Genomic DNA, 12,794 nt, shown 5'->3' with positions numbered 1-12,794 from the left:
GATCGCCTCGCTCATCCGGGCTGCGCAGCGTCTCCAGGAAAATACTAGCTAGCTCAACGTTCCCGCATGCACCCACCAGCCGGGATGATCGCGCCGGATCTTTTCGGCGGCGGCATAGGCATCGGCCGGCGTGCCATAGATCGCAAAGCACGTCGCCCCGGAGCCGGACATGCGGGCGAGCTTGACGCCGGCAGAGGCACGCAAGGCTTGCAGTACCTTGCCGATCACCGGCTCGATGCGCATCGCGGGCGCTTCGAGGTCGTTGGCGACGGTCTCGAGAACGTTGACCCAGTCAGCGATCGAGGCGCCCTCCTCCGGCCAGGCCGGAGCGCGGATGACGTCGGTGACGCCGACCAGGAGCTCGCCGTTGCGCAGACCCAGCGCCTGGAACACGTCCTTGGTCGCGACCGGCACCCGCGGATTGACCATGACGCAGGGCATGCTCGGCAGCGCGAGCGGCAGCAGTTGCTCGCCGACTCCGGTCATGTCGCAGGCGCGCGAGAGCAGGCACACCGGCACGTCGGCGCCAGTTGCGAGCGCGACCTTCTGGAGACGGGGATCATCGAGCGATAAGTCGTTAAGACGGGCCAAGAGCCGAAGCGCCGCCGCGGCATCCGCCGAGCCACCGCCGATGCCGGCCGCGACGGGGAGCACCTTGTCGAGCACGAAGGCGCCCAGCTTCAGGCCCGGTACGGCCTCGGCCAGAAGCTTGGCCGCCTTGAGCACGAGATTGTCGGCGTTATCGCCGCAGGCTGTGGCCAGCGGTCCGGTGGTGGTGAGCTTCAACTCGCCGCCGGGCTCCAGCGTCAGCCGGTCGGCGCAGTCGGCAAACGCAACCACGCTTTCGAGATCATGATAGCCGTCGGCACGACGGCCGACGACGCGAAGGCTCAGATTGACCTTCGCCCGCCCCTCTTCAATCAACGCCGACATCGGCGACACGCCCCCAGAACCTACGTCTTTCCTTCACATGATCTTGCCGAAAAAGCGCTACACGATTTCCGGATCACGCGCTCAGCTCAGCCGCCCTTGCCGTCATCCTTCTTCTTCTCGGCCTGCGCCGCCGAAGAGTTCGAATTGTCGTCCGGCAGACCGTTGGCGATCTTGGCCTCGATCTTCGGCAGTTCTTCCGGCTCGGGCTTGAGATCGCGCGCATGCGACCACTGGAATTTTGCTTCCAGCGTGCGGCCGACGCGCCAGTAGGCGTCGCCGAGGTGATCGTTGATGGTGGGATCCTCGGGCTTGAGATCGATCGCGCGTTCGAGGTTCTTCACCGCCTCCTCGTAATTGCCGATGCGGTAATAGGCCCAGCCGAGGGAGTCCACGATATAGCCGTCGTCGGGACGCTGCTCGACGGCGCGCTTGATCATCTTCATGCCTTCGTCGAGATTCACGCCCTGGTCGATCCAGGAATAGCCGAGATAGTTGAGGACGTGCGGCTGGTCGGGCTGAAGCTCGAGCGCCTTCTTCATGTCGGCTTCGGCCTTGGCCCACTGCTTGGAGCGCTCCTCGCAGATGCCGCGATAGTAATACCAGACGCTGTTGGCCTTGTCGTTGCCGGGCGGCAGCACCTCGATGCCTTGCGAATAGGTCGCGCCGCAGTCGCCGAACCGCTTGCGGCCGCGCTCGATATTGCCGAGCGCCATGATGGCTTCGAGGTCCTTGGAATCCTCCGACGTGACGCCCTTGAGGATCTTGATCGCCTCATCGGTGCGGTCGGCGGAATCGAGGTCGATGGCGAGCTGGATCTGCGCGTTGCGCTTGAGCGGCGAGGACGAGGGCACGCGCTCATAGACCTTGATCGCCATCTGCGGCCGCTTCACCGATTCATAGAGGTCGGCAAGCGAGAGCAGCGCCAGCGGATGGCTGGGCTGGAGGTAGAGCGAGAGCTGGAGATAGACCAACGCCAGATCCTCGCCGCCGCGGCGGGTCAGCGTGGCGCCGATGCCGTAGAGCGCTTCGGCGGCGCCGGCTTGCGCGGAATCGACGAGCGGCGGCATCTTCTTGCCGGCCTTGGTCTCGCGCAGGCCTTCCAAGATCAGCGGATGACGGGCGAGCTTCTTGTCGAAAGCCTGGTAGACGGTGGTCGCCGCGGCGGAATCCTTGTTGCGCGACAGCCAGCGCGCATAGGCCTCGGTGATGCGCAGCATGGAATCGTCGAGCTTGTAAGCGCGCTCGAAGCGGGTGCCGGCGTCCTTCTCCTTGCCGGAGAGCTCGAGGATCATGCCGGCGTGCAGATCCTTGAACAGCGGATACCATTCCGGACCGGCCAGCTTGTCGATGGCGGCGACACCGCCCTTGGCATCGCCCGCACCATAGGCGGCCCAGCCCGACAACAGCGTGGCGACGAGATCGGTGATCGGGCCGCGGATCGACTGGTTGATGTTGGTTTGCGCCGCCGCGTACTTCTTCAGCTTGAGATCGTGAACGCCGACGACGAGCCGCGCGACGCGGTTGGTCTTGTCGATGGTGAGGATGCGCTCGGCGAGTTTGACCGCCTCGTCGATGTCGCCGTCGGCGACCGAGGAGATGAAGGCACGGTCGAGCAGTTCGTTGTTCTTCGGATCGGTGCGCAGGGCCGAGCGGTAGAACGCCGCGGCCGAGGTCGCGTCGCGCTCGACGCTGGCGTGGCGGGCGGCGAGATAGCTGCCGGCGCCGGTGAGCGACTTCAGATCGTTCCGGGTCGGAAACTGCGCCGCCGTGTTCTCCGGGTGATCCGGCGTCTGCGCTAGGACCGCGCCGGGGACCGCCACGATCGCGGTGCCCATGAAGGCGATGGCGGCAGCAGTCCAGCGGTTGAAACGATTTGAAAACATCAGGGCTCGCCTTGAGTTGGTAGTGCCTGGGTTTGCAGCAGAGGCCATGTCGCATGCGAACGCGGCCGGTGGCATCGGGACCCGGAACCGTCAGGCCGACAATGCCGCTTTTGGCGCCTCGCCGCAAGGATTCGGACCGGGCGATCCCCGCCGCACGTCCCAACGCGGCCAAGTGAATCCGCCACCAGCGCCCCAAGACGCCGCTACTATGGCCTTATCGTGGCCGCCGGCCGCTCCGGCGGCCCCCGGTTTCACGCGAACGTGCGTCACATTGCCGGGGGTCGCGTAACCCCGGCCACATCCGGTCTGGATATGTGATCCCGGCTTACATTGCCTCGTAATTCGGGCCGCCACCGCCCTCCGGGGGAACCCAGGTAATGTTGCCGTTGGGGTCCTTCACGTCGCAGGTTTTGCAGTGGACGCAATTCTGGGCGTTGATCTGGAAACGCGGGCCAGACCCCTCCTCAATCCACTCATAGACGCCGGCCGGGCAATAGCGGCTCGAGGGACCGGCAAACACGTCGTGCTCCGAGGTCTTCTGGAGGTTCATGTCAGCGACCTTGAGATGGATCGGCTGGTCCTCCTCGTGATTGGTGTTGGACAAGAACACCGAGGACAGCTTGTCGAAGGTGATCTTGCCATCCGGCTTCGGATAGTTCTTCGGTGCATGCTGCTTGGCCGGATCGAGCGTGGCGCGGTCATGCTTGAGATGCGATTGCGTGCCGAACAGCGAGGCCCCGAACAGCGTGTTGCACCACATGTCGAAGCCGCCCAGCGCGACGCCGAGCACGGTGCCGAACTTCGACCACAGCGGCTTGACGTTGCGGACCAGGAACAAATCCTTGCCGACCGACGAGGAACGCCAGGCGTTCTCGTATTCCACGAGCTCGTCATTGGCGCGCTCGGCCGCGATCGCCGCGGCGACGTGCTCGGCGGCGAGCATGCCGGTGCCCATCGCATTGTGCACACCCTTGATGCGCGGCACGTTGACGAAACCGGCCGCGCAGCCGATCAGCGCGCCGCCGGGGAAGCTCAGCTTCGGCACCGACTGGTAGCCGCCCTCGGTGATGGCGCGCGCCCCGTAAGCGAGCCGCTTGGCGCCATCGAAAGTGCCGCGGATCGAGGGATGGGTCTTGAAGCGCTGGAATTCGTCGAATGGGGACAGATAGGGATCGTCGTAATTCAGATGTACGACGAAGCCAACGGCGACGAGATTGTCGTCGTAGTGATAGAGGAATGAGCCACCGCCGGTCTTCATATCGAGCGGCCAGCCGAAGGAATGCTGAATCAAGCCCTTCTGGTGCTTGGCGGGATCGATCTGCCAGACCTCCTTGAGCCCGATGCCGAATTTGGGCGGTTCGGCCTTGGCGTCGAGCGCGAATTTGTTGATGAGCTGCTTGGTCAGGCTGCCGCGCGCGCCTTCGGCGAACAGCGTGTACTTGCCGAGCAATTCCATGCCGCGGGTGAAGGAGTCCTTCGGCTTGCCGTCCCGGCCGATGCCCATGTCGCCGGTGGCGATGCCCTTGACCTTGCCCTCCTCGTCATAGAGCACTTCGGCCGCCGCAAAGCCCGGATAGATCTCGACGCCGAGCGCCTCGGCCTTGCGCGCCAGCCAGCGGCAGACATTGCCGAGCGAGCCGATGTAGCAATGATGATTGTCCATCAGCGGCGGCATCATGAAGTTCGGCAGCTTGATCGCGCCGCCGGCCGTCATCCAATAGAAGCGATCGTCCTTCACCTGGGTTTTCAGCGGGCAGTCGGCATCCTCGCGCCAGTCCGGAACGAGCTTGTCGAGCCCGGCCGGGTCGATCACGGCGCCGGAGAGAATGTGCGCGCCGACCTCGGAGCCCTTCTCCACGACGACCACGTTGAGATCGGCGTTGATCTGCTTCAGCCGGATCGCAGCCGACAGGCCCGAGGGGCCGGCGCCGACGATGACGACGTCGAATTCCATGGATTCGCGAGGAGGGAGTTCTTCGGTGCTCATCTGATCTCAGCCCTTGAGACGGTCCTTGGTCGATTGCGCCCTCTTGTTTCCGATTTTTCCGGGTAGGACAACCTCGGAAATACGTTTCGCCGGGGTGCAAGACCGCCCAAGCTGATATAAAAGTCAGACTTTCCCATGATCCCCGAACCCGCACCCACCATCCGCGAGCTTCTCGCCTTCTATCTGGAGGCGGGTGTCGACTGCGCGCTCGCCGAGGAACCGATCGACCGCCTGGCGGAATTAGAAGCCCCGCCACCGGCCCCGCGCGTGGCACCGCCGGTCGAGCCATCGCGGCCCGCCGCCGCGCCGACGCTCATGCGCGGCGAGGCAGCCCCTGCGCCCGACGTCGCGATTGCTTCCGCACGCGAGGCCGCGCGCACGGCGCCGACGCTGGATGCACTGCGCGAACTGATGCAGAGCTTCGAGGGCTGCGCGCTGAAGCACACCGCGACGCGGCTGGTGTTCGCCGACGGCAATCCTAAGGCGCGCATCATGTTCGTCGGTGAGGCGCCCGGGCGCGACGAGGACATCGAGGGACTGCCCTTCGTCGGGCGCAGCGGCAAGCTGCTCGATCTCATGATCGGCGCAATCGGGCTCAACCGCACCACCGCCTATATCGCCAACGTCATTCCCTGGCGGCCGCCCGGCAATCGGACGCCGACGCCGCAGGAGACGCAGATCTGTCTGCCCTTCATCCAGCGTCAGATCGAGCTGGTCAATCCGGATGTGCTGGTGACGCTCGGCAATCCCTCGACGCAGACGCTGCTCGGAACGCGCGAAGGCATCATGCGCACCCGGGGCCGCTGGTTCGACTACGACACCGGCCAGCGCACCATCCGTGCGCTGCCGACATTTCACCCGGCGTACCTGCTGCGCTCGCCGTCCTACAAGCGGCTGGCCTGGCAGGATCTGCGCGCGGTTGCGAAGGTGCTGGCGCAAGGCGCGGTGTAACCACACCCACCCGTCATTCCGGGGCTCGCGAAGCGAGAGCCCGGAATCCATCGAGCGGCAGAGTGAGCGGATGAATGGATTCCCGGCTCGCGGCTTCGCCGCGCCCCGGAATGACACTGACCTACGCCCCCTTCGGCCGCACGATGGCCCAGCCGATGCGCAAAAGCTGCTGGCGGCCGGTTACCAGCCATTCGAAGGCGCGCGGGACTTCCGGGACGATGTTGGGAAATCGTTTGAGGATCTCCGGCGGCGGGGTGCCGGCGGTGTCGGAGGCGCGCCAGACCACGACGCCGCCGGTCTCGCTGAACTTGGCCTGATTCATCCACGGCGTGCGCGCAGGATCGGCGTCGATGAAGAGGTGCGGCCGGCCGGAATGCAGCGCGATCAGGCTCGCAAGCTGGGTCTCGCCGGCGACCGCGCGCAGGCGATGATTGGTGCGGCGGGCGAAGCTCTCGTCGAAGAAATCCGAGATCGCGCGCGCCGGCATCGAGGTTGCGATCTCGCCGGTGCCGGTCCAAGGCATGATCAGGACGGCGAGCACGACGCCGATGGCGGGCGCGATGATTGCGGCGGCCCAGACCATGCGCAGCATCCGCGCGCGGCGCATCGCGATGAGATCCCCTGCGGCGACCATCACGGCAAGCCCGGACATGACCAGCATGACACCGGCGCCGCCGACGACGGATTCGAGCCCGAGCAGGCCGGAGATCAGCACCGCGCCGAGTGGCGGCGCCAGCGCGAAGAAATAGACGAAGTTGCTCGCGAGCGGCTCGACCGGCGGGCGATAGATGATCGGCGGCTCCTCGCCCTTGCCGGCGAACATCCCGGTGTTGAGGAAGATCAGCGCCGGAATCGCCGCCGCCCCAAGCACGAGCCCGCCGAGCAGCCAGGCTGCGTGCAGGACGCCGGCGTTGAGCTCCGAAAGTTGCGGCAAGGCCGGCATCGTCAATGTCTCGGCGCGCATCAGCCACATCGCATAGGGCAGCGCCAGCACGGCGACGACGATCAGCGCGAATAGCGGATCGAGCCCGCGCAGCGCCCTGCGGCCGCCCGCGGTCGAAATCGCGAAGACGACGATCAGGAGGAGGAGGAAGATCGCGGCGGGCGTCGTGAGCAACAACAGGCCGGCCTCGATCGACCAGGCGAACCAGGCATTGCTGCGGCGCTGGCCGATGATCTGCCAGGAGTGCAGCAGCAGCAGCGCCCAGAGCGGCCGTGCCAGCACCAAGGGTCCGAAGTCGAGCGCGGACGAGGAGAAGGCCAGCACGGTCATGGTCAGCAGCACGGCCAGCACCGCCTGCTGTGAGCCGACGACGGCACGAGACAGATGAAAGAGCGCGATGAAGGTCGCGATCTCGCAGAGCTCAGCGAGCACATACACGCCGAACATGTGACCGCCGGCGACGCGATAGGCCATGTCGGCGAGCCAGACCGGCAGCGGCGGGCCGAGATCGGTGCCGACCTGGTACTCGCGGCCGAAGGCCAGCAGCGTCGCCAGACTGCCGGGCGGGCTGCGGTAGAACACCAGCGCCACGAACAGCCACATCGCCGCCTGGAGCAGCACGGCGATCCACACGATCAGCCGCGGCCGGGCGCGAATGAGCTCGATGACCAGGGAGGTAAACCGCATGCAACGTCCGAAAGATGCAGCCAACCCGTCCAGCCGGCCCTGTTCGCTCACACCTGTTTTGATAAAGGGCGCTGCGCGTCGTGGCAACCGCCGCAAGTCGTCATGCCGGGCTTGACGGATGGGGGAAGCTGCGGAGGAAACCTAGAGATTCGCAGACGCGTCGATCTCGATTTGGGCTTCCACCTGCACCTCGACCTCCGCGACAGAGAACAGATCCTGCGCCGGCTCGACGGTCCAGGGCATGTGCTTGGCGCGGGCGGCGGCGACGGGGGCGAAGAAGCTGCGGTGGTGGATGGAGGGGCCGAGGCGATCCAGCGCGTCGAGATGCTCGGGGACAGCGTAGCCCTTGTGCTGCTCGAAGCCGTAGCCGGGGCAGTCCTGCGCCAGCGCGCACATCAGCCGGTCCCGCGTCACCTTGGCAACGATGGAGGCGGCCGCGATCGACAGCACGATGCCGTCACCACCGATCACGGCCTCGCAGTCGCATTCCGTATCGAGCCGGTCGCGGCCGTCGACGAAGACGTGGCGCGGCGCCTCGGGCAGCGCCACCACCGCGCGCTTCAGCGCCCATAGCGAAGCACGCAGGATGTTGTCGCGGTCGATCCGCGCGGGCGAAGCCACCGCGACCGAGACCTGCGCGGTGGCGCAGATCTTGTCGAACAGTTTTTCGCGCTCCTCGGCCGTCAGGCGCTTGGAATCATCGATGCCACGGGGAATGCGGTCGGGATCAAGGATCACCGCCGCCGCCACCACGGGGCCGGCGAGCGGTCCGCGACCGGCCTCGTCGCAGCCTGCGACCGGCCAGACGCCGCGCTTGATCAGCGCGCGCTCACGACGGAAGCTCGGCGGGGCCACGGCAATGATGCCTTTCCGGCCGGCGCTTTTGCCGGTTAAAGCCTGAACCTCCGACGCCTTGGTTTCCGACGACTTGGCTTGCGGAGCCTTGGCTTGCGACGCCTTGCCTTCCGACGTGTTGGCAGGCGCAGCTTTCTTCGCACCGTCTTTTTTAGGCGTGTCTTTGGCCGGCTTCTTGGCGGACTTGTCCCGAATCATGGTGGGGATCGTGCGCAAGCGGCTTCGCCAGCGCAACCTGGAACCCGAGACAATTCCCGTTATTCAGGTGGGCCGCCCTATTCCGCCAAATGCACCCGTCGGTCCTCGCCCACCTCGATGCCGGGTGCGATCACGACTTCCCAGGGGTGGCCATCGGGATCGGTGAAATAGCCGGAATAGCCGCCGTAACCGGTCTCGTGCGCCGCTTTCAGCAGCGCTGCACCCTTGTCGACAGCGAAAGCCAGCACCGTATCGACCTCCTCGCGCGTCCGGCAGTTCCAGGCGAGCGTCATCCCACGAAATGCCGGCGGTCTTGGATTGTCCGGCAACCCGGCGTCGGCGGCGAGCTGATCCCAGGGATACAAGGCGAGCACCGGACCACCGGTGTCGTAGAATGCGACCGCCTCACCGGTCGCCTTGAGCAGGCGCGAGAAACCGAGCGCCTCGTAAAAGGCGATGCTGGCGCGGATGTCGCTGACACCGAGCGTGACGACGGTCAGCCGCGGCACCGGCACGGTGGCTTCCTCACTCATGCTACGCCTCGTCCACTTCGCGATCACAACAGGCTGAGCTGATCGCCGTTCCGCTTCGGCCGCGCGAAGTGATCGGTGGTCAGCTTGGAGCGCCGCTTGTTGAGGCCGAGCCGGTCGCAGGCGATCTCGAAGCGACGGCCGATGGTCCAGGCCATCGGGCCGGTCCCCTTCATCCGCTCGCCCCATTTCGCATCGTAGTCGCGGCCGCCGCGCATGTCGCGGATCAGCGTGAAGACGTGGCGGTAGCGGTCTGGATAATTCGCCATCAGCCATTCGCGGAACAGATCGCGGACCTCGAGCGGCAGCCGCAGCAGCACGTAGGAGGCTTCCTTGACGCCGGCATGGGCTGCGGCATCAAGAATGCGCTCGATCTCGGAATCGTTCAGCGCGGGGATCACGGGCGCGACCATCACCGTCGTCGGAATGCCCGCCTCCGAGAGCTGCTTGAGCGCTTCCAGTCGCTTCGGTGGCGTCGCCGCCCGCGGCTCCATGGTGCGCGCGAGCTTCGGATCGAGCGAGGTAACCGAGATCGCGACCTTGGCGAGGTTACGCTTGGCCATCCGCGCGAGAATGTCGATATCGCGCACCACCAGCGCCGATTTGGTGACGATGCCGACGGGATGCCCGGCGCGCTCCAGCACCTCTAGGATGCCTCGCATGATCTTTCGCTCGCGCTCGATCGGCTGATAGGGATCGGTGTTGGTGCCGATCGCGATCATCCGCGGCTCGTAGCCGCTGGCAGCGAGCTCCTTCTCGAGCAGCGCCGGCGCCTCGGGTTTGGCAAACAGTTTTGACTCGAAGTCGAGCCCGGGAGACAGGCCGAGATAGGCGTGCGTCGGCCGCGCGAAGCAATAGACGCAGCCGTGCTCGCAGCCGCGATAGGGATTGATCGAGCGGTCGAAACCGATGTCGGGGGAATCGTTGCGGGTGATCACCTTGCGCGAGGTATCGATCCCGACCGTGGTCTTGAACGGAGGCAGTTCCTCCAGGCTCTGCCAGCCATCGTCGAAGGCGACGCGGGCCTCGGCCTCGTAACGGCCGCTCGCGTTGGACTGGGCGCCCCGCCCTCGCCTGCGTGCGCGGTCGATGGCAACGCCAAGCTCGGGAAAATCGGCAGGAAAATCAGAAGGCGCACCCGCCGGCTCGGAGGGCGCCGTAACCGGCGGGTGCTTGAGGGCACGAGAAGATGCTCGACTCATGAAGCCAACATAGCATGCGCCCGGAACAAATCAAGAACAAGAGCAAAAACGCGAAAACAACCCCATGCACAGTAGCGCTGCCCAAACTTCGGGCGCGCGCCCTTGACCTGACGCAACACCGGCGGGCGGCGATCCCGTTTCATGGCGAAGGGATCAATCGCGCCGGAACAATGTTGGTGACGATCGCTGGGTGAAGGTCGGCAAGAACATGACAAATCAACGACAACTGCGCGCCGCGAGCAGCGAACTCGATCTCCTCGATCGCTACTGGCGTGCCGCCAACTACCTCTCCGTCGGGCAAATTTATCTCCTCGACAATCCGCTGCTGCGCGAGCCGCTGCGACCCGAGCACATCAAGCCGCGCCTGCTCGGCCATTGGGGCACGACGCCCGGCTTGAACTTCATCTATGCCCATCTCAATCGGGTCATCCGTGCGCTCGACCTCAACGTGATCTACGTCTGCGGTCCCGGCCATGGCGGCCCGGGCATGGTTGCCAACACCTATCTGGAAGGCAGCTACAGCGAGATCTATCCCGACATCGCGCGCGATACTGAGGGATTGCGCAAGCTGTTCAGGCAGTTCTCCTTCCCAGGCGGCATTCCGAGCCACGCGGCGCCGGAAACGCCGGGCTCGATCCACGAGGGCGGCGAGCTCGGCTATGCGCTGGTGCACGCCTATGGCGCGGCATTCGACAATCCCGACCTCATCGTCGCCTGCGTCGTCGGCGACGGCGAGGCCGAAACCGGCCCGCTAGCGGCGTCGTGGCACTCGAACAAGTTCTTGAACCCCGCCCATGACGGCGCGGTGCTGCCGATCCTGCACCTCAACGGCTACAAGATCGCCAACCCCACTGTGCTCGGGCGGATGCGCAACGAAGAGATCCGCGAGCTCTTCCGCGGGCTCGGCCATGAGCCGCTGTTCGTCGAAGGCGACGATCCCAAATTGATGCACCAGGCCATGGCGGATGCGCTAGACGTCGCGCTCGTCAGCATCCGCTCGATCCAGCAGCACGCCCGCGACGGGCGCAAAGGCGTCGAGCGACCGCGCTGGCCGATGATCGTGCTGCGCAGTCCCAAGGGCTGGACCGGCCCGAAGGAGGTTGACGGCAAGAAGGTCGAAGGTTTTTGGCGCGCGCATCAGGTGCCCGTTGCGAGCTGCCGCGAGAATCCGGCGCATCTGAAGGTGCTCGAAGACTGGATGCGCAGCTATGAGCCGGACAAGCTGTTCGACCCCAGCGGAGCGCTGATTCCCGAGCTTCAGGCGCTCGCGCCCGAAGGCCAGCGGCGAATGGGCACCAATCCGCATGCCAATGGCGGGCTGTTGAAGAAGGAGCTGAAGCTGCCGGACTTCCGCAGCTTCGCTGTCGAGGTACCGCAGCCCGGCGGTGTCGTGGCGGAAGCCACACGCGAGCTCGGCAAATTTCTGCGCGACGTCGTTCGCCTGAACGCCGAGGCGCGCAATTTCCGCATCATGGGCCCGGACGAGACGGCATCAAACCGGTTAGACGCGGTGTTCGAGGCAACCGAACGCGTCTGGATGGAGCCAACCGAACCTTACGACGTGCATCTCGCGCAGGACGGCCGCGTGATGGAGGTCCTGAGCGAGCATCTCTGTCAAGGCTGGCTCGAAGGCTATCTGCTCACCGGCAGGCACGGCTTCTTCTCCTGCTACGAGGCCTTCATCCACATCGTCGATTCCATGTTCAACCAGCACGCCAAATGGCTGAAGGTGACGCGCGATCTGCCATGGCGCCGCCCGATCGCCTCGCTCAACTATCTCTTGACCTCGCATGTCTGGCGCCAGGATCACAACGGCTTTAGCCATCAGGATCCTGGTTTCGTCGATCTCGTCGCCAACAAGAAGGCTGACATCGTCCGCATCTATTTCCCGCCTGATACCAACACGCTGTTGTGGATCGTCGATCATTGCCTGCGCACCTACAACCGCATCAACGTCATTGTCGCGGGCAAGCAGCCGGCGCCGCAATGGCTGTCGATGCAGGAGGCGGCTACGCATTGCGACGCCGGCATCGGCATCTGGAGCTGGGCGGGCACGGAGGAGGCAAACGCAGAGCCCGACGTCGTGATGGCCTGCGCGGGCGACGTGCCGACACTGGAGACGCTCGCCGCCGTCGACCTGCTGCGCAAGGCGCTGCCCGAGTTGAAGATCCGCGTCGTCAACGTCGTCGACCTCATGACGCTGCAACCTCGGGCGCAGCATCCGCACGGCCTCTCCGACCGCGACTTCGACAGCCTGTTCACATCGGACAAGCCGGTGATCTTCGCCTATCACGGCTATCCTTATCTCATTCACCGGCTGACTTATAACCGCACCAATCATACCGGCATGCATGTGCGCGGATTTGCCCAGGAAGGCACCACGACGACGCCGTTCGACATGGTCGTGCTCAACGGGCTCGACCGCTACCATCTCGCGATCGAGGCGATCGAGCGCGTGCCGGGGCTTGCGACCAGGGCTGCGCAGGTCAAGCAACAGTTCCGCGACAAGCTGATCGAACATTCCCGCTACGTCCGCGAGCATGGCGAGGACATGCCTGAGGTCCGCGACTGGGTCTGGCCGAACAGCGCCGGCGGCAACACGCCAGCCGAAGCCGGCGACTGAAG

9 protein-coding genes are annotated in these 12,794 nt (G+C 65.4%); 2 read left to right on the top strand and 7 right to left on the bottom strand.

What is annotated here, in order from left to right; translation table 11 throughout:
• Positions 1–48: 48 nt before the first annotated feature.
• The 3 genes from IVA98_RS21490 to IVA98_RS21480 form a co-directional block, all read right to left on the bottom strand.
• Positions 49–933 (bottom strand): 4-(cytidine 5'-diphospho)-2-C-methyl-D-erythritol kinase, encoded by an 885-nt coding sequence (locus IVA98_RS21490; RefSeq protein WP_247300869.1) that lies wholly within the window; start codon positions 931–933, stop codon positions 49–51.
• Positions 934–1,019: 86 nt separating this feature from the next.
• On the bottom strand, positions 1,020–2,816 hold the full coding sequence (locus IVA98_RS21485; protein ID WP_247300870.1) for a tetratricopeptide repeat protein: 1,797 nt from the start codon (positions 2,814–2,816) through the stop codon (positions 1,020–1,022).
• Positions 2,817–3,141: 325 nt separating this feature from the next.
• On the bottom strand, positions 3,142–4,803 hold the full coding sequence (locus IVA98_RS21480) for an electron transfer flavoprotein-ubiquinone oxidoreductase (protein WP_247300871.1): 1,662 nt from the start codon (positions 4,801–4,803) through the stop codon (positions 3,142–3,144).
• 135 nt (positions 4,804–4,938) lie between these two features.
• Here IVA98_RS21480 and IVA98_RS21475 point away from each other — a divergent pair, with 135 nt between their 5' ends.
• Positions 4,939–5,754, top strand: a complete 816-nt coding sequence (locus tag IVA98_RS21475) for a uracil-DNA glycosylase (protein WP_247300872.1) — start codon at positions 4,939–4,941, stop codon at positions 5,752–5,754.
• A 121-nt stretch (positions 5,755–5,875) separates the two neighbouring features.
• Here IVA98_RS21475 and IVA98_RS21470 read toward each other — a convergent pair whose 3' ends face one another.
• From IVA98_RS21470 to IVA98_RS21455, 4 genes are all read right to left on the bottom strand, one after another.
• Positions 5,876–7,384, bottom strand: a complete 1,509-nt coding sequence (locus tag IVA98_RS21470) for a glycosyltransferase family 39 protein (protein WP_247300873.1) — start codon at positions 7,382–7,384, stop codon at positions 5,876–5,878.
• 141 nt (positions 7,385–7,525) lie between these two features.
• Positions 7,526–8,473: a ribonuclease HII gene (rnhB, locus tag IVA98_RS21465; RefSeq protein WP_524536395.1), complete on the bottom strand. Its 948-nt coding sequence runs from the start codon at positions 8,471–8,473 to the stop codon at positions 7,526–7,528.
• Positions 8,474–8,514: 41 nt separating this feature from the next.
• Positions 8,515–8,970 (bottom strand): VOC family protein, encoded by a 456-nt coding sequence (locus IVA98_RS21460; RefSeq protein ID WP_247300875.1) that lies wholly within the window; start codon positions 8,968–8,970, stop codon positions 8,515–8,517.
• Positions 8,971–8,993: 23 nt separating this feature from the next.
• Positions 8,994–10,169 carry a PA0069 family radical SAM protein gene (locus IVA98_RS21455; protein ID WP_247300876.1) on the bottom strand — a complete coding sequence of 392 codons (1,176 nt, stop codon included), beginning with the start codon at positions 10,167–10,169 and terminating at the stop codon, positions 8,994–8,996.
• A 208-nt stretch (positions 10,170–10,377) separates the two neighbouring features.
• Here IVA98_RS21455 and IVA98_RS21450 point away from each other — a divergent pair, with 208 nt between their 5' ends.
• The gene (locus IVA98_RS21450) at positions 10,378–12,792 is read left to right on the top strand and encodes a phosphoketolase family protein (RefSeq protein WP_247355491.1); all 2,415 of its coding nucleotides are present in this window, start codon (positions 10,378–10,380) and stop codon (positions 12,790–12,792) included.
• Positions 12,793–12,794: the final 2 nt, after the last annotated feature.

This window comes from Bradyrhizobium sp. 160, assembly GCF_023073735.1.
In the GTDB taxonomy this organism is placed as follows: Bacteria; Pseudomonadota; Alphaproteobacteria; order Rhizobiales; family Xanthobacteraceae; genus Bradyrhizobium.
The sequence above is the reverse complement of the archived record's forward strand: the minus strand, read 5'-3'. Positions and strand labels throughout refer to the sequence as shown.

Coding starts and splice junctions, on each gene's coding strand:
- IVA98_RS21455 (WP_247300876.1), bottom strand. CDS start 10,169: ATGAGTCGAGCATCTTCTCGTGCCCTCAAGCACCCGCCGGTTACGGCG.
- IVA98_RS21490 (WP_247300869.1), bottom strand. CDS start 933: ATGTCGGCGTTGATTGAAGAGGGGCGGGCGAAGGTCAATCTGAGCCTT.
- IVA98_RS21450 (WP_247355491.1), top strand. CDS start 10,378: ATGACAAATCAACGACAACTGCGCGCCGCGAGCAGCGAACTCGATCTC.
- IVA98_RS21480 (WP_247300871.1), bottom strand. CDS start 4,803: ATGAGCACCGAAGAACTCCCTCCTCGCGAATCCATGGAATTCGACGTC.
- IVA98_RS21460 (WP_247300875.1), bottom strand. CDS start 8,970: ATGAGTGAGGAAGCCACCGTGCCGGTGCCGCGGCTGACCGTCGTCACG.
- IVA98_RS21475 (WP_247300872.1), top strand. CDS start 4,939: ATGATCCCCGAACCCGCACCCACCATCCGCGAGCTTCTCGCCTTCTAT.
- IVA98_RS21485 (WP_247300870.1), bottom strand. CDS start 2,816: ATGTTTTCAAATCGTTTCAACCGCTGGACTGCTGCCGCCATCGCCTTC.
- IVA98_RS21470 (WP_247300873.1), bottom strand. CDS start 7,384: ATGCGGTTTACCTCCCTGGTCATCGAGCTCATTCGCGCCCGGCCGCGG.